The sequence below is a fragment of the Microbacterium sp. P5_E9 genome (assembly GCF_054049175.1).
Genome location: NZ_JBFUMV010000010.1, coordinates 41017 through 64283, shown reverse-complemented (window position 1 = coordinate 64283; position 23267 = coordinate 41017). Strand labels below are relative to the sequence as shown.

General features: G+C 66.3%; 25 protein-coding genes. 18 read left to right on the top strand and 7 right to left on the bottom strand.

From position 1 onward, the window contains the following. Positions 1 to 13 precede the first annotated feature (13 nt). The 6 genes from ACXJ3V_RS13280 to ACXJ3V_RS13255 all read left to right on the top strand — a co-directional run bounded on the left by ACXJ3V_RS13280 (position 14) and on the right by ACXJ3V_RS13255 (position 4986). Positions 14 to 1090, top strand: coding sequence for an enolase C-terminal domain-like protein (locus tag ACXJ3V_RS13280; protein WP_457100788.1), 1077 nt, complete (start codon positions 14 to 16; stop codon positions 1088 to 1090). 101 nt (positions 1091 to 1191) lie between these two features. Further along, positions 1192 to 1998 carry an RraA family protein gene (locus tag ACXJ3V_RS13275; RefSeq protein WP_457100787.1) on the top strand — a complete coding sequence of 269 codons (807 nt, stop codon included), beginning with the start codon at positions 1192 to 1194 and terminating at the stop codon, positions 1996 to 1998. A 135-nt stretch (positions 1999 to 2133) separates the two neighbouring features. After that, entirely contained in the window at positions 2134 to 3009 is an 876-nt protein-coding gene (locus tag ACXJ3V_RS13270; RefSeq protein ID WP_457100786.1) for an aldo/keto reductase, read from the top strand. After that, positions 3006 to 3362 (top strand): L-rhamnose mutarotase, encoded by a 357-nt coding sequence (locus ACXJ3V_RS13265; protein WP_457100785.1) that lies wholly within the window; start codon positions 3006 to 3008, stop codon positions 3360 to 3362. Before ACXJ3V_RS13270 ends, ACXJ3V_RS13265 begins: the two co-directional genes overlap by 4 nt. Continuing rightward, positions 3359 to 4207, top strand: coding sequence for a fumarylacetoacetate hydrolase family protein (locus ACXJ3V_RS13260; protein WP_457100784.1), 849 nt, complete (start codon positions 3359 to 3361; stop codon positions 4205 to 4207). Before ACXJ3V_RS13265 ends, ACXJ3V_RS13260 begins: the two co-directional genes overlap by 4 nt. A gap of 23 nt (positions 4208 to 4230) precedes the next feature. Continuing rightward, complete coding sequence (locus tag ACXJ3V_RS13255) at positions 4231 to 4986, top strand: SDR family NAD(P)-dependent oxidoreductase (protein ID WP_457100783.1); 756 nt, start codon at positions 4231 to 4233, stop codon at positions 4984 to 4986. 155 nt (positions 4987 to 5141) lie between these two features. Here ACXJ3V_RS13255 and ACXJ3V_RS13250 read toward each other — a convergent pair whose 3' ends face one another. After that, positions 5142 to 5849: a GntR family transcriptional regulator gene (locus ACXJ3V_RS13250; protein WP_457100782.1), complete on the bottom strand. Its 708-nt coding sequence runs from the start codon at positions 5847 to 5849 to the stop codon at positions 5142 to 5144. 169 nt (positions 5850 to 6018) lie between these two features. Here ACXJ3V_RS13250 and ACXJ3V_RS13245 point away from each other — a divergent pair, with 169 nt between their 5' ends. From ACXJ3V_RS13245 to ACXJ3V_RS13220, 6 genes are all read left to right on the top strand, one after another. Then, a complete protein-coding gene (locus tag ACXJ3V_RS13245) occupies positions 6019 to 7353 on the top strand; it encodes an extracellular solute-binding protein (protein WP_457100781.1) in 1335 nt (444 codons plus the stop codon). A gap of 30 nt (positions 7354 to 7383) precedes the next feature. Further along, entirely contained in the window at positions 7384 to 8349 is a 966-nt protein-coding gene (locus ACXJ3V_RS13240; protein ID WP_457100780.1) for a carbohydrate ABC transporter permease, read from the top strand. Next, positions 8346 to 9179, top strand: coding sequence for a carbohydrate ABC transporter permease (locus ACXJ3V_RS13235; protein WP_457100779.1), 834 nt, complete (start codon positions 8346 to 8348; stop codon positions 9177 to 9179). Before ACXJ3V_RS13240 ends, ACXJ3V_RS13235 begins: the two co-directional genes overlap by 4 nt. A gap of 193 nt (positions 9180 to 9372) precedes the next feature. Beyond that, positions 9373 to 10281, top strand: coding sequence for an N-acetylglucosamine kinase (locus tag ACXJ3V_RS13230; RefSeq protein WP_457100778.1), 909 nt, complete (start codon positions 9373 to 9375; stop codon positions 10279 to 10281). Next, positions 10278 to 10970, top strand: coding sequence for an N-acetylmannosamine-6-phosphate 2-epimerase (locus ACXJ3V_RS13225; RefSeq protein ID WP_457100777.1), 693 nt, complete (start codon positions 10278 to 10280; stop codon positions 10968 to 10970). Before ACXJ3V_RS13230 ends, ACXJ3V_RS13225 begins: the two co-directional genes overlap by 4 nt. Then, a complete protein-coding gene (locus ACXJ3V_RS13220) occupies positions 10967 to 11986 on the top strand; it encodes a Gfo/Idh/MocA family protein (protein WP_457100776.1) in 1020 nt (339 codons plus the stop codon). The genes ACXJ3V_RS13225 and ACXJ3V_RS13220 overlap by 4 nt, the downstream gene beginning before the upstream one ends. A 93-nt stretch (positions 11987 to 12079) precedes the next feature. Here the strand turns inward: ACXJ3V_RS13220 and ACXJ3V_RS13215 are convergent, their stop codons facing one another. Further along, on the bottom strand, positions 12080 to 13075 hold the full coding sequence (locus ACXJ3V_RS13215; RefSeq protein ID WP_457100775.1) for a LacI family DNA-binding transcriptional regulator: 996 nt from the start codon (positions 13073 to 13075) through the stop codon (positions 12080 to 12082). A gap of 112 nt (positions 13076 to 13187) precedes the next feature. On the opposite strand from ACXJ3V_RS13215, the gene ACXJ3V_RS13210 reads away from it, so the two are divergent. From ACXJ3V_RS13210 to ACXJ3V_RS13185, 6 genes are all read left to right on the top strand, one after another. After that, positions 13188 to 14516 carry an MFS transporter gene (locus tag ACXJ3V_RS13210; protein ID WP_457100774.1) on the top strand — a complete coding sequence of 443 codons (1329 nt, stop codon included), beginning with the start codon at positions 13188 to 13190 and terminating at the stop codon, positions 14514 to 14516. Then, entirely contained in the window at positions 14513 to 16324 is a 1812-nt protein-coding gene (locus ACXJ3V_RS13205; RefSeq protein WP_457100773.1) for a glycoside hydrolase family 2 protein, read from the top strand. The genes ACXJ3V_RS13210 and ACXJ3V_RS13205 overlap by 4 nt, the downstream gene beginning before the upstream one ends. After that, positions 16321 to 17322, top strand: a complete 1002-nt coding sequence (locus tag ACXJ3V_RS13200; RefSeq protein ID WP_457100772.1) for a DUF2804 domain-containing protein — start codon at positions 16321 to 16323, stop codon at positions 17320 to 17322. The genes ACXJ3V_RS13205 and ACXJ3V_RS13200 overlap by 4 nt, the downstream gene beginning before the upstream one ends. 422 nt (positions 17323 to 17744) lie before the next feature. Further along, positions 17745 to 17966: a hypothetical protein gene (locus ACXJ3V_RS13195; protein ID WP_457100771.1), complete on the top strand. Its 222-nt coding sequence runs from the start codon at positions 17745 to 17747 to the stop codon at positions 17964 to 17966. Positions 17967 to 18017: 51 nt separating this feature from the next. Further along, positions 18018 to 18716: a hypothetical protein gene (locus ACXJ3V_RS13190; protein ID WP_457100770.1), complete on the top strand. Its 699-nt coding sequence runs from the start codon at positions 18018 to 18020 to the stop codon at positions 18714 to 18716. A gap of 80 nt (positions 18717 to 18796) precedes the next feature. Then, a complete protein-coding gene (locus ACXJ3V_RS13185; RefSeq protein ID WP_457100856.1) occupies positions 18797 to 19660 on the top strand; it encodes an NAD(P)-dependent oxidoreductase in 864 nt (287 codons plus the stop codon). Positions 19661 to 19700: 40 nt separating this feature from the next. Here the strand turns inward: ACXJ3V_RS13185 and ACXJ3V_RS13180 are convergent, their stop codons facing one another. Genes ACXJ3V_RS13180 through ACXJ3V_RS13160 form a run of 5 tightly spaced genes read right to left on the bottom strand, consistent with a single transcriptional unit; the run spans position 19701 to position 23221 of the window. Continuing rightward, positions 19701 to 20420, bottom strand: a complete 720-nt coding sequence (locus ACXJ3V_RS13180) for a creatininase family protein (RefSeq protein ID WP_457100769.1) — start codon at positions 20418 to 20420, stop codon at positions 19701 to 19703. Beyond that, positions 20417 to 20800: a RidA family protein gene (locus ACXJ3V_RS13175; RefSeq protein ID WP_457100768.1), complete on the bottom strand. Its 384-nt coding sequence runs from the start codon at positions 20798 to 20800 to the stop codon at positions 20417 to 20419. Before ACXJ3V_RS13175 ends, ACXJ3V_RS13180 begins: the two co-directional genes overlap by 4 nt. Beyond that, on the bottom strand, positions 20797 to 21243 hold the full coding sequence (locus ACXJ3V_RS13170) for a hypothetical protein (RefSeq protein ID WP_457100767.1): 447 nt from the start codon (positions 21241 to 21243) through the stop codon (positions 20797 to 20799). The genes ACXJ3V_RS13175 and ACXJ3V_RS13170 overlap by 4 nt, the downstream gene beginning before the upstream one ends. After that, a complete protein-coding gene (locus ACXJ3V_RS13165) occupies positions 21243 to 22388 on the bottom strand; it encodes a mandelate racemase/muconate lactonizing enzyme family protein (protein ID WP_457100766.1) in 1146 nt (381 codons plus the stop codon). The genes ACXJ3V_RS13170 and ACXJ3V_RS13165 overlap by 1 nt, the downstream gene beginning before the upstream one ends. Further along, a complete protein-coding gene (locus tag ACXJ3V_RS13160) occupies positions 22385 to 23221 on the bottom strand; it encodes an SDR family NAD(P)-dependent oxidoreductase (RefSeq protein WP_457100765.1) in 837 nt (278 codons plus the stop codon). The genes ACXJ3V_RS13165 and ACXJ3V_RS13160 overlap by 4 nt, the downstream gene beginning before the upstream one ends. Between the last annotated feature and the right edge of the window lie 46 nt (positions 23222 to 23267).

Sequence of the window (23267 nt, the reverse complement as noted above, 5' to 3'; positions counted from 1 at the left end):
GAAAGTTGGACCAATGAAGATCATCGCCGTCGATGTGATCCCGATCCTCACTCCTGCCGCGTCACCCGCCTTCGTGTGGCGGGACGGCCTTCCCGGGTCGGAGCCCGCCGGCGAAGGAGCCTGGCTGGCGATTCGCACGGATGCCGGGATCACCGGACTCAACTTCGCACCGCGAGGATTGATCCTCAAAGACATCGTCGACCGCCGCCTCAGGGCGGAGCTCATCGGCCAGGATCCGCTCGCCCGGGAGTATCTCTGGCACCGGGTCTGGGAACTCGACCGGATTGAGCGGTTCCCCGTGTTCATCCACGGGATGATCGACGTCGCCTTGTGGGACATCGCCGGTAAGGCCGCCGGGCTCCCGGTGCACCAGCTCCTCGGGTCGTACCGCTCTTCGATCCCTGCGTACGCGTCGACCGTCACGTTCGGCAGCATCGAGGAATACCTCGACGTCGCGGACCAGTGCCTCGAGCTTGGGTACACCGCGATCAAGCTGCACGCCTGGGGCGACGCCCGACGGGACGCACAGCTGTGCCTCGCGCTTCGCGAGCATGTCGGCGACGGAGTACCGCTGATGTACGACGGGTCCGCCGGATTCGACCTCCTCGATGCGACCTACCTCGGCCGTGCCCTCTCGGAGGCGGATTACCTCTGGTACGAGGAGCCGATGAAAGAGTTCAGCGTCGACGCCTACCGCCGACTCAGCGAACGCGTCGATGTGCCACTGATGGTCTGCGAGGTCGCCGAGGGCGTCCACATGAAGACTGCGGACTTCATCGTCGCCGGCGGCGCCTCGGTGGTCCGCACGAGCTCGGGACTGCGCGGCGGCATCACGGGAGCCATGCGCACCGCACATCTCGCCGATTCGTTCCTCCTGCGGGCGGAAGTGCACGGTGGTGGCGAGGCGGCGAAGCATCTCTGCATGGCGATCAGCAACACGACTTACTTCGAGTCGCTCATCGCCTCCAGCACCGTCGTGCGGCCGGACGAGGTCGACGCGTACGGAAATGTCCACGCGCTGACCTTCCCCGGCATCGGGTTCGAGGAGGCCTGGGAACAGGTCCCCGAGCCGGCCGGCCTGCTGGTTTAAGGCGCGACCGATCGCGAATACCGACGCGATCACGGACATCACCCGCAGGGCCTTCACTCCCGCGCACACCTCATTCGCACACGACGAGATCAGGACCGCACATGAGCCACACCATTGCCACCGAGTCGGCGACGCAGCCGCTGATCACGGGTGTCTGGGACCTCCCTGTTCGAGGCGGCACGTTCGACCGCGCCGACCCCGACCTGCTGCGTCGCATGGACGCCGTCAGCGCAGCGACAGCCTGCGCGAAACTCAATGGATTGGGCATCAGTCGCACCTACGTCGACGGTCCCACCCCGCTGGAGAGCGGGCACAAGATCGTCGGCTCCGCGGTGACTCTGCAGTTCATGCCGCAACGCGAGGATGTGGCGAGCGGCGTCAGCCAGGAGTACGTCGAGCGCAACACCGCCCTCTGGGCTGTGCTCGAGACCATCCAGCCCGGTGACGTGCTCGTCGTGCAGGCCTTCGGCAGCGCCTTCACCGGATGCTTCGGCGACATGCTGGTGCGCTACTTCAAGAAGCGCGGCGGAGCCGGCATCGTCGTCGACGGACGCATTCGCGACGCCGCCCGAGTGCGAGAACTCGGCGTCCCCATCTGGTGCACCGGCACCACACCGCACTACGCGTCGCAGACCGATCTGTTCCCCTGGGCGTACGACGTGCCCATCGCCGCCGGCGGCGTGCTCTGCCTTCCCGGTGATGTCGTCGTCGCCGACGACGACGGAGCCGTCATCGTCCCCTCCGGCAAGGCCCTCGAACTCGTGCAGTCCGCCGAGGATCACGAGAACTGGGAAGAGTTCAGCCGGCTCCGCCTCGACCAGGGCGCTCGGCTCTCGGACTACTACCCGCTCTCCAGCAATTCCCGCGTCGAGTACGAAGAGTGGCGCTTGCAGCAGGCCGCAACGTGACGGTGAGCGTCCCGAGCTCTGGCATCGTCGACGGCGCGCTCGCGGCATTCGGACCCGATCGCCTGACGCTCGGACACGGGAGTTTCGGCCGTGCAGAGTAACCGGCTTGGCGCATCGGGTGTGCAGGTGTCGGAGATGGGGCTCGGCACCGCCCAACTCGGTGACCTGTACCGCCCACTGACCGCCCAAGACTGCGTCGACATCGTCGACACCGCCTGGAGCGAGGGCATCCGGTACTTCGACACCGCTCCGCTCTACGGGTTCGGCCTCGCCGAGCGGCGTCTGGGCGACGCCCTGCGCACATACCCACGCTCCGAGTACACCCTCAGCTCCAAGGTTGGCCGCATCCTCACCGACCGAGAAGCCGAGCCCCACTTTCGGTGGGACTTCAGCGCAGAGGGCGTCAGGGCTTCGCTTGACACGAGCCTGTACCGCCTGGGCACCACCCACATTGACCTTGTGCTCATCCACGACCCGCAAGAGCACCTCGACTGGGCCCTGAACGAGGCGCTCCCCGCCCTCGAGGCGCTGCGAGACAACGGTGAGGTCGGTGCGATCGGCGTCGGATCCGGATCCATCGAAGCCCTGGTCGCGTTCGCCGAGACCGGGTGCGTCGATGCGCTCATGGTCGCGGGTCGCTACACGCTCCTCGAGCACCCCGCCGCAGAGCGACTGCTGCCGCTCTGCGACGCGAACGGCATTTCGGTGATCAACGTGGGTGTGTTCAACAGTGGTCTTCTGGCGGCCGATGAGCCACGACGAGACAGCCACTATGAATACCAGGCTGTTCCCCATGAACAGCTGGCCCGGGCGAGAGAGCTGGCTGTCGCGGCGGGACTGTTCGACACGACGCTCCCGCAGGCCGCACTCGCATTCGCCGCCGCTCCCGTGGCGGTCGCGTCCGTGGTCGTCGGCGCCGAGTCCGCGGACCAGGTCGCTCGCAACGCCGAACTCTTCCAGAGTCGTCAACGGGCGGCATCCATGCTCCAACACCTGCGGGAGACCTCATGACCACAACCGACTACTACGAGTCGTGCACGAAACTGAAACCCGGGGCGGCGGAGGACTATGAGCGCCTCCATCACGCGGTGCCACGCCGTGTCGACGAGTCGCTGCGCGCGGCCGGCATCACCGGCTGGCAGATCTACCTCCGCGACGACGTGCTCACCCACTGCGTTCACGTCGAGAACCGAGAACGCATGGAGAAGATCCTGGACGTCGACCCGACCAGCCCGTGGTGGCTCGCACAGGTGGCGCCGTTCCTGATCGAAGGCGCCTCACCCGAGCCGCAGCGCCCACTCGGCCGGTTGCTGTGGGACCTCAGCGGGTCCGTCCGCGAACACTTGGAAGGACCCGACGCATGAAACTGGCAAGACTCGGCGAACGGGGGGCGGAACGGCCCGCGCTCATCACGGACACCGCGGTATACGACCTAAGCGGCATAATTTCTGACCTCGACTCGACCTCGATCGCCGAGGGCGCGATCGACAAGATCCGAACCGCCGCAGCGAGCGGTGCACTACCCGAGATCGTGGACGCAGCAGCCCTGCGCATCGCCGCACCGATCGCACGGCCGAGCGCGGTGCTGTGCATCGGCCTGAACTACGCCGCACACGCCGCCGAGTCGGGTGCGAACCCGCCGTCGAGCCCGGTGCTCTTCCTCAAGACTCCGAACACGCTCGGCGGCCCCGATGATGCGGTCGACATCCCTCGGCGCAGCGTGAAGACGGACTGGGAGGTGGAGCTCGGTGTCGTGATCGGCAAGCGTGCTCTGTACCTCGAATCGCCGGCCGATTCCGCGGCGCACATCGCCGGCTACCTCGCGGCAAACGACCTGTCCGAGCGCACCTTCCAGATCGAAACTTCCGGAGGGCAGTGGAGCAAGGGCAAGTCGGCGCCTGGGTTCAGCCCGCTCGGACCGTGGCTCGTGACGCCGGACGAGGTGGATGTCGGCAACCTCCGGCTGCGCAGCTGGGTCAACGGCGAGCCTCGCCAGGACTCCACCACCGCGGACATGATCTTCTCGGTCGACGAGATCATCTGGCACCTCAGCCAGCACCTCGCTCTGGAGCCAGGGGACGTCATCCTGACCGGAACTCCGGAGGGCGTCGCGCTATCCGGGCGCTTCCCCTACCTGAAACTAGGCGACGTGGTCGAGATCGAGATCGAAGGACTGGGTCGCCAGCGCCAACAATTCGGACAGGCATAGTGGCCGCCAGAGAGAGCCGAGCAATGACACAGGAGTTCGACAGTCTCGTCGCGATCGTCACTGGGGGAGCCTCGGGCATCGGAGCGGCGATCGCCAGCCGACTGCTCGATGGGGGTGCACGCGTCGCCGTGTTTGACCTCGACATCGACTCCGCGAACCCGGATACGTTCGCGGTTCGCGCGGATGTCGGCGACGACTCATCCGTCCGCGCAGCCGTCGACGCGGTGGCAAGCGAATTCGGCGGGATCGACATCCTGATCAACAACGCCGGTATAGGTGCACAAGGAACCGTGGAGGACAACCCGGACGAGGAGTGGTTGCGCGTCTTCGGTATCAACGTGATGGGAATCGTTCGGCTCAGCCGAGCGGCTCTTCCGCACCTGCGGGCGTCCTCCCACGCGTCGATTGTGAACATCTGCTCGATCGCCGCGACCGCGGGACTCCCACAGCGAGCCGTGTACAGCGCCTCAAAGGGAGCTGTCCTCTCCCTCACCCGAGCGATGGCCGCCGATCACCTGCGCGAAGGAGTCCGCGTCAACTGCGTCAACCCGGGCACCGCGGACACTCCATGGGTCGGCCGGCTTCTGGACAGGTCGGATGACCCCGAAGCGGAGCGCAGGGCACTCGAGGCACGGCAACCACATGGTCGGCTCGTATCGGCGGATGAGATCGGGGATGCCGTCGCCTACCTGGCGAGCCCGCGCTCCGGGTCGACATCCGGCGCCAGCCTCGCGGTCGACGGTGGAATGGAGAACCTAAGACTCGCAAGTCGGCCGTAGGGCGGTCACCTCGGCGCCGCGATCGCCAAACGCTGTTCGATCGATGACGATCGAACAGGAACGAGATCGAGCACTGGTGGTGGAGAACGTGGCCTTGACCGAGTGGTTGTCAATCCGGGCGAGATGTTCCGCACGGCGCGGGTTCCGTCCTTGCGTCATACGTCGGGTCCTTCGGGTTCTATGAGCAGTTCATAGAGGTCGCCACGATATAGCGACCGGGTGACCTCGGCGATTCGGCCACCAGCCGTGCCGCCGCGCGCTATCACTCGCAAGCACGGCTGATCGGTGGTGATGCCCAAGAGGTCGGCCTCCTGCGGTGTGGGGCGTACCGCGGACACCCGAGATGAGGCCCGGGCCAGATTGACGTCGTAGCGACGGCGGAGGATTTCGTACAGGGAGCCCGAGAGATCGTTTCCGAGGAGATTGGGAAAGAGGTCGGCTGGCAGGCGGGATCGATCGATGCACAGCGCGGTGTCGTCGCCGAATCGCAGTCTTTCGACTGTGTACACCGCATCTGCCGAGTCGATTCCAAGCTCGGCGGCCACCTCGCTTCCCGCGCGCGCGATGCCAGCGGACAGGACCTCTGCGCGGGCAGTTCGGCCGGCGACCCTCATCGAGTCGGTGAAGGACGCGAGCGTCATTCGCTTGGTTAGTGCTGGCTCAGCGACAAACGTGCCCTTTCCCCGGATTCCAACGATGCGCTTGGCGTTCGTCAGGGCTTGCAGTGCCCGACGAACAGTCATCGTCGAGACGCTGAACCTTGCAGCGAGCTGCTGCTCAGTCGGCAGCTGATCGCCGGGGCGCATCTCAGCAATCTGAGCCGACAGGTCCTTCAAGACCAGCTCATACTTCGCAGTAGCCACTTGCCCTCCTCCATGCGCCGAACAAGTTCATGAGTATCACGGACTTCGCCGCGGCTTGTTGCAATCTGTCTGATGACCGTGTACGTTCTCAATAACCCTAGGGTGCTTTAGTAACCCTATGGTAATTGGTAACCATCCCGAATGCACCACTTCCAACGGAGGATTTCTCATGAGCGCAGCCCGCTCTCGTGCACCACGGCTCGCCGTCCGTATCGGCGTCGGTCTGGTCGGTCTTGCAACCGCAACTGCCGGCATGACCGCCTGCTCCGGTTCGTCGGATTCCGCGGGGGGTGACGGCGCCACCATCACTGTCCTGGCCGAGGACATCTCCTACACCAACAACTGGAAGACGCTTCTGCCCGAGTTTGAAAAGCAGACCGGCATCAAGGTCAACATCGAAACGGTGCCCTACAGCGACCAGGCTGCCAAGATCCTGCTGAACTTCAGTCAGAAGTCCAGCGACTACGACGTCGTGTTCACCGACAACACCTACGGCACCGGGTACTTCGAGTCCGGCTACGTCGACGACCTCGCCAAATACGAATCAGACGGTTCAGACTTCGTCGCATTCGACGACTTCTACCAGCCCTATCTCGCCCCCATGCAAGCCGATGGCGCCACCTTCGGGCTCCCCGTCTACGGCGAGAGCACGTGGCTGATGTACCGGACCGACTTGTTCGAGCAGTACGGCATCGACGGCCCGCCCGCCACGATGGACGAGCTCGAGGCGGACGCCAAGACCATCCAAGAAGGATCCGGCGGATCCGTCGCGGGAATCACTCTGCGCGGCGCCCCCGGCATCCAGAGCGTCTACCCGTGGGCCGGCTTCCTCCGCGCGTTCGGTGGCGACTTCTACGACGGCGACGAGCTGGCCGTCAACTCGCCCGCGTCGGTCGAGGCCGCGCAGTTCTGGGCGGACCTGCTCAAGAACTACGGACCCTCAGGCGTGGGCAACTTCGACTGGGAGCAGAATCGCATCGCATTCACGCAGGGAACCGCTGCGATGACGATCGACGCCACCGCAAACGGACCCTTCAACGAGGACCCCGAGGCGAGCGTCGTCGCTGGCAAGGTGGGTTACGCGCCCATCCCTTACGCGATCTCCGACCCGCCTACCAGCGGCAACACCAACAACTCGCTCAACGTGCACGCGCTGTACCTCAGCTCGTTCAGCAAGAACAAGGAAGCCGCGTACAAGTTCATGGCCTGGGCCACGAGCGAAGAGGTCCAGAACAACGCGGTCGAGACGACCGAAGCGATCGGTGTGACTCACAACGCTGTGCTGGAAGGCGACGCGTACGCCGAGAAGTATGGTCCCTTCCGCGACGCGATGCTCGCGCAGCTGGCAACCGGCAACGTCAACTATCTCCCCGCCGGAACCGACGCCAACGCCATCATCACCGAGGTCGGCCAGGCACTTTCCCGCACCCTCGCAGGGGAGGCCAACGCTGAGGACGCGTTGAACGCGGCTCAGGACGCCATCACCGCCCAGCTGGGCGGCTGACCGCCGAGAACGCCGGAACGGATTCAGACGATGACAAATCTCACGACGCCAACACGTCTAGACACGGAAAGCACCGTCGAGCCCCCGTTCCGGCGTTCGCCCCGCCGGCGCTCCCTCCGCCCGCTCCTCGCACAGGCGAGTCTCGCCCTGCCTGCGGCGATCATCATCATCCCGCTGCTGGTGATCATCGTGGTGCAGGGGATCAACCTGGTCACGCACGCAGAGAACCTGCTGCGGCCCGGCAGCGCGGACATCTTCGTTGGCCTGGACAACTTCGCCCGCGCGTTCACCGACGCCACACTCCTTGGCTCCATCCGCGTGACACTCATCTATGTCGTCGCTGGAGTCGGGATCGAACTCGTCCTGGGCCTCTCCATCGCCCTCGCCCTGCACGGCCGCATCCCAGGCAAGGGGGTCCTACGAGCGCTGATCCTCATTCCGATGGTGCTGACCCCGGTCGTCGCAGGCCTCATGTGGCGGCTGCTGATGGATCCCACGTCAGGGTTCATCAACTGGTTCCTGGACACCGTGGGTATCGGCGCGCACGCGTGGCTCGCTGATCCTGCGACAGCGTTGGGCGCGGTGATCCTCGTCGAAGTCTGGCAGAACACACCTTTCGTCGTGATCATCGTGCTCGCCGGCCTCGAGTCGCTCGACCCAGCCCCGTTCGAAGCCGCACAGCTTGACGGTGCCGGGGGCTTCCGGATGCTGTGGAACGTCACGATACCGATGCTCGCCCCCGTGCTTGCGATCGTCGTGCTGCTCCGAGTCATCGACGCAGTGAAGACCTTCGCTCTGGTGAACACGATGACGAAGGGCGGCCCAGGCACGTCCACTCTCGCGATCAGCAACTACGTCTACCGCCTCGGCTTCGAGACGTTCGACATCGGCTATTCCACCACTGTCGGCGTAATCGTCTCCCTTGTGGTTCTGATCGTTCTCTTCCCCAGTGCCATCCGGCTCATGGGTCTGCGCGTCTGGAAGGGCCGTCGATGAAAACCCGCCGCAACGCTCTGCACACGCTGCGCGTCGCAGCCGTCTACATCTTCGTTCTTTGGTGCATCCTGCCTGTCATCTGGCTTGTCAGCACCTCATTGAAGAGCGACGTGGACGCGTTCAGCCGTGTCCCTGTCTGGTTCTTCGTTCCCCATTTCGACAGCTACGTCAACGCATGGGTCGACGGCGGAATGGGGCAGGCGATGCTCGTCAGCACCACCGTCGCCGTCATCAGCAGCATCGTGGGGATCGCGGTCGGCCTTCCCCTGGCCTACCTCACCACCCAGGTCTGGCCGCCGGAGTCGGCGTGGTCCGCACGTGTCGTGCTCGCGATTCTGCTGCTGACCACGGTTCCGCCGGTTTTGACACTGACTCCGTTCTACCGCACCTTCTTCAGCGTCGGACTTACCGGCAATCCCGCCGGACTCACGATCGTGCACACCTTCTACGCCATCCTTCTGGCGGTCCTCATCTTCCGGTCCTTCCTCGTCGCGTTTCCTCGGGAAATCCGCGAGGCGGCACTGATCGACGGGCTCGGAGAGTGGCGGACGCTGTTCCTGACGGTGCTGCCCAATGTGTGGGGTGCGGCGTTCGCTGTCTTCGTGCTCGCGCTCATCCAGTCGTGGAATGAATTTCTCTATGCGCTCGTGCTCACCAGCGGCGACAGTCAGACCGTGCCGGTGACGATCGCAGGGTTCCTCAGCTTCTTCGGCACGAACTGGGCACGCCTGACAGCAGCCGGCGTGATCGGCACCCTGCCGATCGTGATCTTCGCGATCCTCGTCCGGAAGCACATGGCCCGAGGTCTGTCATTCGGGGGCGTCAAGTGACGGCCACGACGACGCACGGCAAGGCCTTCTCGGAGGTCCACCCAACCGTGCAGTCCGCCACCCTCGCCGGTCCCCGAACGGAGGCCCTCCCCGCAAGCGTGCTCCGGGACCACGGCGACGTCACATGGCTCATGGATAGCGACACCGCGTCGTTGCTCCCGGACGGAAGCGCGCAGAAGTCGACGGGACGTTCGTGACAGGCACGCTCGCAGTCGACATTGGTCAGACCGGCTTGCGGCTCCGTGTGGCAGACGGTGACGTGGTCGAATCGCCAGTCGGCGTGAACGCGCTGACCGGGGACGCTCAGGTGCAGGCACTCGCCGCACGGATCGCAGATCAGCTTCCTTCCACTGCATCATTCGACGCGATCGGCATCGGCCTATCCGGATATGTCGAGGGTTCTCCTGCACCTGCCGCGCTCGCCGCTGAGGTCCACAAGCGACTTCAGCCGCGCCTGACGGTTGTCGCGGCGGACGCCGTGACGGCGTTCCTCGGCACCGTCGGGCCGCACCCAGGCACCGTTGCGATCTGCGGAACCGGCGTGGCAGCGCTCGGCGTGGGCAGCTCGGGCTTGCCGCGCCGAATCGATGCCCGTGGCTACCTCCTCGGGGACTTTGGCAGCGGATTCTGGCTCGGTCAGCATGGCCTACAAGCCGCACTTGACGCCATTGAAGGTCGCGGAGAATTCACCGCCCTTGCCCGTGCCAGCATGCGCCTCGGAACACCCGAGGACATTTACCACGACGCGATGAGCTCCACGCCGCCGCCTAGATACGTCGCCGGTTTTGCGCCCGATGTGCTGCGCGCAGCTGAGGATGGCGATGAAGTCGCCCAGCGCATCCTCGAGGAAGCCGCTGACCAGCTCGCCCTCACCATCCGCAGCGCGCGAGTCGACGACGGTCCGATCGGGCTGACCGGAGGGCTCACCCGCTCGGAGACTTTCGTCAGCGCCGTGTACCGCGCTCTTGATCACCTTGGCCTGCACCCAGCGCCGTTCATCGTGCGCTCAGACGCCGCACTCGACGGAGCCCGCGTGGTCGCAGAAGAACCCGACATCCGACCAGCATTTGCCGGTCTCATCGCAATAGAGGAGTCAGAATGATCGACCTTGAGACGCTACGCGGACGACTCATCGTGTCTTGCCAAGCGCCCGACGGATCGCCGTTGCGTGACCCCGGCATCATCGCCGCAATTGCCGAAGCAGCCACCCTTGCCGGCGCTGCCGCCGTTCGCGTCAACAGCGTCGCGCATGTCACGGCCGTACGCGAACGGGTGAGCGTACCGATCATCGGCCTTGAGAAGATGATCATCGACGGTGCTCAGTGGATCACCCCCACCGTTGACGCTGCCCAAGCGCTTGTAGACGCCGGAGCCGACATCGTCGCACTCGACGCGACACTTCGAACTCGACCAGGAACCCCGGGCGTCGATACTCTCCTGCCCGCCGTCCGTGAGCGCGGCATCCTCGTAATGGCTGACGTCGACAGTCTCAACGCCGGTCTGCACGCCCGGTCGCTCGGTGCCGAACTGGTCGGGACTACGCTGGCGGGCTACACCACCTCCCCACCGAACCGCAGTGGAGAACCCGATATCGATCTGGTCCGCGCGCTGGCCGAAAAATCCACGCGAGTCATCGCAGAAGGCCGCATCAAGTCCCCCGCCGAGGTGGCGGCCGCGTTCGAAGCGGGCGCGTTCGCGGTCGTCGTCGGGACATCTATTACCGAACCAATGGCGCTCACCCGCCGTTTCCTCACCGCGGTACCCACGCTCACGAAGGGAGCACAAGCATGAGTGGCACAGCCACGAATATCGCCGTCGTCGGCGCCGGCCGAATGGGGCAGGTTCACTGCCGCATCGTCTCCGAGAATCCCCGCGCCAACCTCACCGCCATTGTCGACCCATTCGAGGCCAGCGGCCGCCGCGTCGCCGAACAGTACGGCGCGCCCTGGTTCCCATCCCTGAAGGATGCGCTCGAAGCAGTACACCTCGACGGCGTCATCATCGCCGTACCCGACCGTCTCCACGTCGGCGTGACCGTCGACGCGCTCGAAGCTGGACTTCACGTGCTCGTCGAAAAGCCACTCGCCGACACTCTGGAAGGGGCCCGCACGATCGCGGCCGCAGCGGAGCGCGCGACGAACTCCAAGGTGCTCGTTGGACACGTGCTACGCCACGACCCCCGCTTCCGGTCTGCGGCACAGATCGTCGCATCAGGACGTGTTGGCGACCCCGTGCACTTTCGCGCATCGCGCATCGTGCCTCGCAGCGTCGGCTTCGCCAACGGAGGCGCGTCACCGATCTACATGTACCAAGGCATCCACGACATCGACCTGGTGCAATGGATCAGCGGCAGCCCCATCGTGCGGGTTTCCGCCACCACCGCAGCCAAGGTTCTTCCTGCAGCAGGCGTTGAAGGCGTCGATGTCGCCCTCATCCTCGCTGAATTGGAGAACGGGTGCGTCGGCACCATCGAGATCTCCTGGGTCCTGCCCGAGTCCACGCCCAGTGGACTGGCATCCCAGTTCGAGCTCTATGGCACCGAGGGCAACGTCAAGGTCGATGTGACCGCTGAGGGGATTTCGCTAGACACACTGGACGACTTCAAACTGCCCAACGTCATGCTCGACCCCGAACTCGACGGGCGCCTCGAGGGTGTCGTTCCGCAGCAGTTCGATTACTTCCTGCAGATGGTCGAGTTCGACCTGCCCAGTCGCATCGGTATCGACGAAGCGGTCTCCGCGGCGCGAGTGCTCGACGCTATCGACGAATCGCTCAAGAACCGCGCGTGGGCCGAAGTTCGCAGCTGACGATATAGGCGCCCGCGACACCCGACATGAACAGGGGGAGGGAGCTGGAACCCGGAGCTGAGTTCCAGTTCACCTCGGCGGCCCCCTTGCCGCCTAGCTCAGGCCCACCCCGGCACTGCTCTCCCGAATGCTCAGTCGATACTCGATCGCACTCGCTGGCGCGGGTCCGTCCAGCAGCACCGCGAGTGCACGCCGCGCGATCTGCTCCTTGTCGGGCGAGACAGTCGTCAGGCGCGGCGTCGAGTACCGACCCTCTGCGATGTCGTCGAACCCCGCGACCGCCACGTCGCCGGGCACGTGCAGACCCGCGTCGTGCAGGGCGCGGATCACACCGATCGCGAGTTCATCGGTGACGCAGAAGACAGCGTCTATCTCCGCTCCCGCGCGAATCCGCTCAGCAAGAAGGGTTCCACTTGTGAACCCGTCGATGAACTCGTACGCGTCAGTGCGGATGTCACCCGCCGGTTCGACACCGAATTCCTGGAGGGCGGCCACGTATCCGTCGTGGCGGAGGCTCATGAATCGTGGGGCATCGTCGGTCATGCCCAGGAAGGCGATGTTCCGACGCCCGAGCGACAGCAGGTGCGAGACGAGTTCGCGGGCCGCACTCACGTTGTCGATCGCGACGGCAGAATCGGCGCTGCCGAGGAAGTGCTCCCCGATGAGGGAGACAGGACAGCGGGTCTGAATCGACTCGAGGTCTTCTGCGGTGAGTCCGAGCGGGCTGAGGATGAGGCCATCTGGCTGCAGGGCGAGGACACGCTCGATCTCCTGAAGCTCGCGAGTCCGGGATCCTCGGGTCTGCGCGACGATCGTCCCGACTCCGCGAGCGGCGGCCGCCTCGATGATGAGATTGCCTATCTCGCCGAAGTACCCCACTCCGACTTCAGGGACGAGCAGCGCTATGACTCCGCTGCGTCCGGTCCGCAGTCGTTGCGCTGCGCGATTGGGGACGTAGCCGAGTTCAACGATGGCGCGCTGAACCCGCTCGCGCACTTCGGTTTTCACGTAGGGGAAGTCGGTCACCACGTTCGACACGGTTCGCCGGCTGACCCCCGCTCTGCGGGCGACGTCCATCTGTGTGACCACGGGGACCCCCTCTTACGGTTCGATCGCGAATTTCATGCCACGTGGCAATATACAATGAGTTTCCATCCCCACTCGCCGATTCACAGCACAGCGCCGTGCCAGCAAGGACCCTATGCACTCCTCGACCTCGCCCGCCATCGTGATGCCCGGGCGTCCCCCGACCCGTCTGCGCGCGCGCACGTGGGTCACCATCGTGCTCGTCGGCCTCATCGGTCAGGTGGCGTGGACCGTCGAGAACATGTATCTCAACGTGTTCGTCTACGACACGATCACCGACAACCCGCACGTCATAGCGACGCTGGTCGCGGCATCCGCTGTCGCAGCGACGCTCGCGACGATGCTGATCGGCGTCGCGTCGGATCGTGCGCGCACCCGTCGCCCGTTCATCGCCGTCGGTTACATCCTCTGGGGGCTCACGACAGCAGCGTTCGGGCTCGTCCAGCCCGCCGAGGGAGCCGCTGCGACCGCACAGGCGGTGGGTCTCGCTGTCGTCGCCATCGTGGTGCTCGACTGCGTCATGTCGTTCTTCGGATCCGGCGCCAGCGACGGCGCGTTCAACGCGTGGGTCACCGAATCGACGGTTCCCGCGAACCGCGGCCGCGTCGACGGAGTGCTCGCGATCATGCCGCTGCTCGCCATGCTGATCGTCTTCGGCGCCCTGGACGGCCTCACGAAGGACGGTCAGTGGTCGCTCTTCTTCGGAATCGTCGGCGGTGCGACGGCGGTTGTGGGTGTCATCGCATGGTTCCTCGTGCGGGACGTCCCGGGGGCCGGGGTGACCACCGACGGCTACTTCCCTGCCCTCGTGTATGGGCTGCGGCCGAGCACGATGGCGGCGAACCCGCGCCTGTACGTCACTCTCGCCGCTCTCGCGATCTTCGGGATCAGCACGCAGGTCTTCCTCCCCTACCTGATCATCTACATTCAGCGCTACCTGCGCATCGACGGGTACGCGATCATTCTTGGGAGCGTCCTGATCCTCGCCTCGGTCGCGAGCGTCCTCGGCGGCCGGGTCATCGACCGAGTCGGCAAGGTGCGCGCGATCCTGCCGATGGTCGGCATCATGATCGCCGGCATGGTGGCCATGTTCTTCGTTCGCGACATGCTGGGCGTCATCATCGCGGGCACCGTCATGATCGGCGGGATGATGCTCACCGGCGCCGCGATCTCAGCGACCGTGCGCGACGCGACGCCGGCGGATCGCGTCGGAATGGTGCAGGGACTGCGGATGATCGCCGCGACTCTCATCCCCATGGTGATCGGCCCGTTCATCGGCGCCGCTGTGATCGTCGGGGCGAACGAGACCTTCGAAGACCTCGGCGTGACCAAGCAGGTCCCGACCCCGTGGATCTTCCTGGCAGCTGCGGCGGTGGCCGCCTTCGTCATCATTCCCGTGATGCTGCTTCGGCGGCTCCCCGCGCCGACGGGGCCCACGTCGTGACCCTCCTGACCTCCTGGGGCGAGGACCTCGACGCCCACGCGCCGCTGCCGGAATACCCCCGGCCGCAGTTGGCACGGCCCTCGTGGCAGAGCCTCAACGGACGCTGGGAGTGCGCGTTCACGCCGTTCGCGGCATCCGACCCGCTTGCCGTCGCCGACCCGCGGGAGCAGCCCGCGCACTTCGATCGTGACATCGTGGTGCCCTTCTCGCCGGAGACCGCCCTGTCGGGCGTCGGGCGCGCGACGGCTCCGGACGAGACGCTGTGGTACCGCCGCCGGTTCACCACCCCCGAAAAGCCCGCGCCTGACGATCGCATCCTGCTGCACTTCGGCGCCGTGGACCAGTCCTGCCGGGTCGCGGTCGATGGCGTCGAGGTCGGCGGCCACACCGGCGGATACCTGCCCTTCACGCTCGACATCACGGCGGCTCTCGCGGACGGCAGGGCCGACCACGAGCTCGTCGTCGCGGTGCGCGACGTGACCGACACGTCATGGCTGTCGCGCGGAAAGCAGGCGAGCAGGCGGGGCGGCATCTGGTACACCCCGCAGTCCGGAATCTGGCAGACCGTGTGGCTCGAGGTGCTGCCGCGGGTCGCGGTCGATCGCCTCGTGCTCGTCCCGGATCTCGATGCCGAGACCGTCGTGGTGACGGTGGAGAGCACACACGCCGCTCGCGATGAGACCGCCCGAGTCGTCATGACGGCCGATGGGATGCCGGCCGCCGAGGCGATCGTGACCGTCGGCGTGCCGACACCCATCGCCCTGCGTAAAGGGGTGCGGACGTGGTCGCCAGAGACGCCCTTCCTGTACGACGTGGAGGTGACCCTGGCCGAGGATCGGGTGACCAGCTACGTCGGGATGCGCTCCTTCGGCGTCGGAATGGACGAGCGCGGCGCCCCTCGGCTGCTGCTCAACGGCGCCCCGTACCTGCCGATCGGGCTGCTCGATCAGGGGTACTGGCCCGACGGCGGGTACACCGCTCCTGCCGACGCCGCGCTGGAGTACGACATCAAGCTCGCCAAGCGCCTCGGCTACAACATGCTTCGCAAGCACATCAAGATCGAGCCGCTGCGCTGGTACCACCACTGCGACCGCATCGGCATGCTCGTGTGGCAGGACGCGGTCAACGGGGGCAGCGACTATCACCCTGTGGTGATCACGGCCCCGGCCGTCACCCCGCTGGTGCTCGATGACCGGCAGCACCGCAGATTCCGGAGGACGGATGCCGCGGGCCGAGCGTCGTTCGAATCGGAACTGGAGACGATGATCGAGCTGCTCCGCAGCGTGCCGAGCATCGGGCTGTGGGTGCCGTTCAACGAGGGTTGGGGGCAGTTCGACGCCCTGCGCGTCGCCGACGCCGTGCGCTCTCTCGATCCGACGCGACCCGTCGACCACGCGAGCGGATGGCATGACCAGGGTGCCGGGGACCTGCACAGCCTGCACGTCTACTTCCGCCGCTTCCGGATGAAGCGCTCCTGGCGAAGCGATGCGCGAGTCCTCGCGCTGACCGAATACGGCGGCTACAGCCTCCCCGTTGCGGGCCATACCTGGAGCGTGCGCACCTTCGGCTACAAGAAGTTCCGCACCGCGGAAGAGTTCGAGGCGGCATTCGTGCGTCTGCATGACGACGAGATCGTGCCGGCGGTGCGTCGTGGCCTCGGCGCCATCGTCTACACCCAGCTCGCGGATGTCGAGGACGAGGTGAACGGTCTCGTCACCTATGACCGGAAAGTGGTGAAGGTCGATGAGCACGTCGTGCGCCAGATGAACGCCCGCATCGCAGCGGCCGCCGAGGGGGAGACGCCGTGATCGAGCGCGAGCTCACGAGTCCAATTTCGTTGACCGGCTCCGACGGTCACCTCAATCGTGACGCGGTCGGATGGATGCGCGCGCCGCTGCTCGACACCTCGGGCATCGACGGCCGCCACTCCTGGGGCCGGAACAAGCGGTGGGAGTACTGGAACGTCACGACGCCGACGCACATCGTCTCACTCACGGTGTCGTCGCTCGACTACGCCGCCGTACATGACGTCTGGGTGTTCGACCGCGCCACCGAGACAGCCGTGCACCGTGGCGTCACCGGCTTCCTGAGCGGCAGCGCGACTCTCCCGGCGAGCCTGGGGGAGGGCCCCGCGCGGGCGCGTGCCCGGGACCTGACCATCGACATCGACGAGATGCCGGAGGGCACCCGGCTGCGCGCGCAGATCCCGGGAGCAGCGGTCGACATCGTCGCGGCTCGCCCTCCTGGCCATGAGTCGCTGGGGGTCGTGGTCCCCTGGAGTGATCGACGGTTCCAATACACCGTGAAGGATGTCGCCCGCCCGGCATCCGGCACGATCACCGTTGACGGGGTCGAGCACGATGTCCCGGCGGGTGAGTCGTGGGCGGTGCTCGACCACGGCCGCGGCCGGTGGCCGTACGACGTGAGCTGGAACTGGGGTGCCGGGTCGGGAGTCTCCGATGGGCGGGTGATCGGAGTCCAGCTCGGCGGGCAGTGGACGGACGGCACCGGATCGACCGAGAACGCCCTGTTCGTCGACGGCCGGCTCCACAAGATCAGCGAAGAACTGCGGTGGGACTACGACACCTCGGACTTCCTGCGTCCCTGGCGAATCCGCGGCGCCAACCTCGACCTCACCTTCGTTCCGTTCTACGACAAAGTCACTCGGACGAACCTCGGGATCGTCTCGTCGCGCACCGACCAGTGTTTCGGTTGGTGGTCTGGCGCATTCACTACGCGGGACGGCGCCGTCATCGTGTTCGAGGGCATCCTGGGCTGGGCCGAAGACGTTCGCAATCGGTGGTGAGTCCGTAGCCGCCACTCACGACGACGGATCGTCGACTCGTGACGCTGCACCTTGTTGCGGCAGGATCAGCAGCAGGACGAACGCCGGCAGGGTCGCAACGATTGCCGATTGCCCGACCCGCAGAAAGCGCATCGAGCCCGCGCCAGCGGTGGTTGACGAACGGCGGGGCACAGGTCTACTCCGCCGCTCCCCATCGTGTGTGATCACCGATGTGCGATGTCAACCCCATCCCTCTTGCGACAGGGCTGAGCAACGATGAACTCAGGGAGGGGTCCTTCAGCAACACGGGCCGAGTGCACATGAGAGACGGTGTCGAAAGCCTCGAACAACCGCGAGGTGCGGAAGAACGAACAGCGCGTCCGACGTGGAGCAGTGAGCACGGCCACTTTGAGGTGACCGCAGTCACGGAAGGGGCATGGCGGGTGGGCGATCTGCGCATCCCTGAGGAAGACCCTCTGCACGTTGTCGCGTTCGTCGAGTCGCGCGACGAGAGGTTTGAGGTGGTCTGGTTGCGTGGCTCGAGTGCCGTGACGGATCTCTTCGACAGCCTCGACAGTGCTCTGGACGCCATCGATGACATCCTCGCGACGGGCGAGGTCAGGAACGTGTCGGCCGCCGCAGCCGCGCATCCCCGGGGCCGTTAGCGAATGCCCGCCCGGACGCTGACGCTCCGTGATGGATCAGGAGGAAAGCACGTGACACAGGTCGAGCGGTCGGTAGATGATCGCTTTCGAACGGCGCTTGTCCMGGCGGCTCTGCTGCTCGGTGTGCTGCTGGTGGCCGGCACAAGTCTGATGGCCGCGTTGAATCAGCAGCCCTTCGGCTTCTACAGCCGCGACCTCATGGCACTGTCCGCCGACGCCGGCGCCGTGCTGCCGCTGCTGGCCGGAGGACTTTCGCTGGTGAACACGATGGTGTGGGCTTCAGTCGCCTCCATGGCTGCGCTGGCCGCAGTGCTCTGGCCCACACGTCGTCGCTGGCTGCTCGGATTCGCGGTTCTGAACATCCTTCTCGCGCTCGACGATGCTCTCCTCCTCCACGACGGAGTCGGACCTGAGCTCGGCTTGCCGGAGGAGGGGTTCGAACTGCTCTATGCCGCCATTGGGGTCGTGCTTCTGTTCGGCGCTTTTCGGTCGGCTGCAGGCGCGCGGCCGCAGGACGGCCTGTCGCGATTCCGCGTGCAGAACCTGTCGTCCGGTGGCCGGGCTTTCATCCTGGGCCTCGTCCTTCTCGGCGTCTCCGTGGTCGTCGATCAGACCGTGCACGGCCAGCCGCTGTGGGAGGACGCCCCCAAACTCCTTGGTGCCCTGGTCTGGCTGACCGTCCCGCTCCTGGAACTTCCGTCGAACGTGCTGTCCGGCAGCCGGATTTCGGACGAGCGACCGCTGTCTTGAGGACCACTACCTAATATCGGTCTGGTGAGTGCATCGGAGGGCCGCCGGAAGAGCGCGGCAGACGGGACGGGGTCGTGGCGATGAGGATCGGGTTTCTGGGTCTCGGAACCATGGGGTCGGTGATGGCGCGGCGACTCGTGGACGCGGGCCACGAGGTGCACGTGTGGAACAGGTCGGCTGACGCGGTCGATGCGCTCGTCGCCGTCGGGGCGGTCGAGGCCGCGACTCCCGCGGACGCGCTGGAGGTGGGCCTGTCGATCTCGATGCTCGCCGACGACGATGCCGCGGATGCCGTGCTCGAGGGCGCGGCGCTCGCCCGGGCTCGCGGCATCCATGTGAACATGGCCTCAATCAGCCCGGCCGCCGCCGATCGGCTCGAGGCCCGCTTCACCGCGGCGGGAGTCGGGTATGTCGCCGCGCCGGTCCTGGGTCGACCTCCGGTCGCCGCAGCCGGCCAGCTGAACATCCTGGCGGCCGGCGCGACCCAGTATCTCGATGCCGTCGAACCGATCCTCGGGATCCTGGGCGCGCGGATCTGGCGTCTGGGTGAGCGGCCACGGGTGGCGAACGTGGTCAAGATTGCGGTGAACTTCCATATCATCCACACGATCCAGACGCTGGGGGAGTCGATCGCGATGACCGAGCGGCAGGGAGTCGATCCCGCGCAATTCCACGAACTGCTGACGAGCACCCTGTTCGACGGAGTCGTCTACCGTGGCTACGGGTCGCAGATCGTCAACGAGGCCTACGACCCGCCGGGGTTCGCTATGCCACTGGGCATGAAGGACCTCAGGCTGGCCGAGATGGTCGCGGCCGAGACAGGTCTGGTGCTCCCCACCGGCGCGGCGCTGCGCCGTGTGTTCGAGATCGCCCTGGCCGACCCATCGCTCGCGACGCTCGACTGGGGTGCCGCCGCGGAAGTGACCCGGCGCGACCTCTACTAGGCCCGTGCGTCTGCGAACGGCAGGCACCGAAGGCCGGGCGTCATTGAATGAGCGTCACGATGCCCCGTACGGCGGCGTCCAAGAACTGCTTGCCCATGGCTGCGGTCGCCCCCGTGGGGTCACCCACGCCACCGTGGAGCGTCCGCTCGGGGATGCCCCTCGTCGTCGTGACGTAGTCGGGAAGCGCATCTTGGTACGCATCCTCGAGGGCTAGCTCCATGCGAACGAGCTCGGGGCGAGTCGCGAGCAGGATGGATGTCTCGATGAGGTCGGCGTGTCCCATCGCGCTCGGGCGCAGGATTCCGGCGGCATCCAGTTCGGCGAACATCGGCGCCCAATAGTCGACGGCGAACGCGTGGACGGAGTCAGATGACGCGCGGATCTTCTCAAGTGCGAGTCGAGCAGCCGGCTGATTGCCGCCGTGCCCGTTGACGATGAGGAAGCGACGGATGCCGCTGCTCTGCGCCAGACTCAGACACTGTCCCGCGACAGCCTGGGCGATCGCAAGCGTCCCGATGGAGACGGTGCCAGCCATGGATAGGTGGTGGTCGCTCGCCCCCACGCTGACGGTTGGCAGGAGCACGACCCGGGATTCGAGCCGCTGTTCGACGGCAGCCGCGATCATCTCGGCGATCAGGGCGTCCGTGCCGAGGGGCAGATGCCGGCTGTGCTGCTCGACGGCGCCGATGGGGAGCACCGCGAGGATCTCGTCTCTGCCGGCGAAGTTCGCCTCGGCCGATCGCAGCTCGGCGAGTCTCATCGGGTCGCCCAGACGTCGATCTCGACACGCATTCCCAGGAGGAGCCGCGCGCCCACCGTCGTGCGGACAGGGCGCGGTTCGCTGAAGTGCTGGAGGTACTCTTCGTTGAACTCCTCCCAGTCATCGAGATCGGCGAGGTATGCGTTGACCTTGAAGACGTGCGACAGGTCGGCGCCGGCGTGCTCGAGAAGTCGTCGGCAGTTCTCGAGGGTGACTTTCGTCTGCTCCCGGATGCCGTGACCTTGCACGTTCCCGTGGATGTCAAGTGGTCCCTGCCCACTGAGGACGATGAGGTCGCCGGCCGGCACGACGAGCAGCGGGGAGTACGGCCCCGCCGTGACATGCTGCGTGGCGCGGCGGGGGAGGAATGCCCGAGTCATGCGAGGCCTTTCTGGTGGGGGAGGTAGCCGACGAAGCCGGTGATGAGCCATCGCTGGGTCGAGGCGTCGTGCCGCAGGAAGTAGTACGTCGTCCAGGTGAGGTGGTGAGGCTGCAGGTCCGGGCMGGCGACCGTTCCGTCGAACACCTTCATGCACAGTGCCTTGTCATCAGTGATCTCGATGCGGGAGATCCGCTGCGCTGACAGCAGTTGTGATCGCAGGTGCTCTGGCGGGCTTCCGGCGAACTCGGTTGCCTGTTCAAGCCAGGAGTCGCGGTAAGCGGCAAGGGTGGGATAGGTGAGGCGCAGCGTTCCGTCCCCACCGCTGTAGCCGGTGAATGCCTCGGCGTCGAAGTCGGCCGCGGTGCTGTCCCAGTCGCCCGCGACAAAAGCGTCGACGTCGCGGTGGATGAGGATGTCGTGGAGTTGGTCGTGAGCAGACATCACGCGTCCTCCGCGCTGACCCGGACCCGCGACACTTCGTAGTCGGCGACCTGTTCGAAGTCGAGTTCGACTCCGAGTCCCGGTCCCGTTGGCACCATGATCGAGTCGCCGTTGAACGCGAGTGGGCTCACCAGCAGGTCGCTCTCGCGGATCTGCCTTCCGAAGATGTCGCTGGGCAGTGTCGCGCCGGTGGTGGCGGCGGCGACATGCACGGCACCGGCTTCCATGATGCCCAGGTCGATCTCGCTGCCGTGCCAGTACGGGCGGGATGCGGCATCCGCCACATGCGCCATCCGGAGGAAGTCGGCGATGCCGGAGCTGAAGTTGAAGACATCCGCTGCGCGCCCACTGATCGCGGAGACCACGTCGGAGAGTCGCTGGCCGTGCGCGGTGTAGCCGAGCGCCACGTGGATCGCGATCGGGATCGTGGTCCGGGAGCGGAGCTCGCGGTACGACTCGAGGTCCCAGCGAGGCAGCGGATCCTCTAGGCACAGCACGTTGCCGACGCGCTCGAGGCCGCGTGCGAGCCGCACCGCGTGACGAAGCTCGTCGAACCGCTCATTGGGATCGAAGATCAGCGTGAAGCGGGGTCCGCAGGCGTCGCGCACCGCTTCGGCGATGCCGACGACATCGTCGTCGAGCTCGCACTTGAGCTTCAAGGTCGTCGCCCCGCGTTCCTGGGCCGCCGCGGCGATGGTGGCCGCGTCCTCCGGGGTGCGGTGTCCGCTCCACGCCCCGACGGGCACGGCATCCCGGTACGCGCCGCCGAGCAGCGACGCGAGGGGGAGATGGGCCTGCTTGCCGAGCAGGTCGAGCACGAGCAGTTCGAACCCGTCGTACTCGCGGCTGCGCACGAGCGGAAGGTTCTGCCAGCGCAGCCGCCCGACGTCCGCCCCGATGAGGGAGCGCGCCATGGCCTCCTGGACGCGTCGATCGGGGTCGCGGAGCGATTCGCCGAGCCCGACGGTCCCGTCGTCGGTCGTGGCGACCAGAACGTACTTCGAGAATTCGTCGAATTGCCGGGTCCACGCCGCGTCGGCGCCGGAGGCGAGCTTGTGCAGCGGTTTGTCGAGGCTCGCGGAATTCACCGCTCCCTCCCGGGCGGGCACTTGCACCTCGATCAGCTCGATCTGTTCGATTCTCATGAGTGGTCTCCGGGTTCGTGAGGGTCGGTGTTGTCGAATGCCATCCGGGAGCTGCCGCCGTCGACGGTGATCTCCGCAGCGGTGATCGAACGGGCCGCGTCGGAGAGCAGGAAGACGGCGGCCGCGCCGATCTCGGCGCCGGTGATGGGCCGCGGTGTCATCTGGCGCGTGTTGATGTAGTGCTGGATCCAGGTCTCAGGGTCGCCCCAGCCGGCGAGCAGCTGCCGGTTCTGCGGGCTGTCCACGAAACCCGGGTGGATGATCGAACACCGAATGCCGTCGCGGCCGTGGTCGGCGGCGATGCCTCGGGTCAGTCCGATCAGCCCCGCCTTCGCGGCGGCGTAGGTCGAGTACCCGACGTGCGGTCCGAGCGCCTGCACGGAGCCGATGTTGACGATCGTGCCCCCGCCGTTCTCGATCAGCAGCGGGATCGCCGCGCGCGCACATAAGAACGCGCCCCGCAGATCCACACCATGAACGCGATCCCATTCCGCGGTGCTGACATCGGCGAGCCGGCGGATGAGGCCGACGCCGGCGCTGTGCACGAGGCCGCGCAGGGGGCCGAGTTCCGTGGGCACATCGGCGAAGAACTCGCCGACGCTCGTTTCGTCAGCGACATCCAGGTATCGTCCGACGGCCAACACTCCGGTCGTGCGCAGTTGCTGCGCGAGGTGTTCTGCGGCGGGGAGGTCCCGATCGGCGATGACCACGAGGTCGCCGGACTGCGCGACGGCGTGGCTGATCGCCTGGCCGATCCCGCCGCCGGCACCGCCGGTGACGATGACGACGCCCGGCCTGGAAGACGCGTCCTGGTCAGTTGCATCCGAATCCACGGTGTCCTCCTGTTCGGCAGGAGATCAGCATGCGGAGGGACCAGCC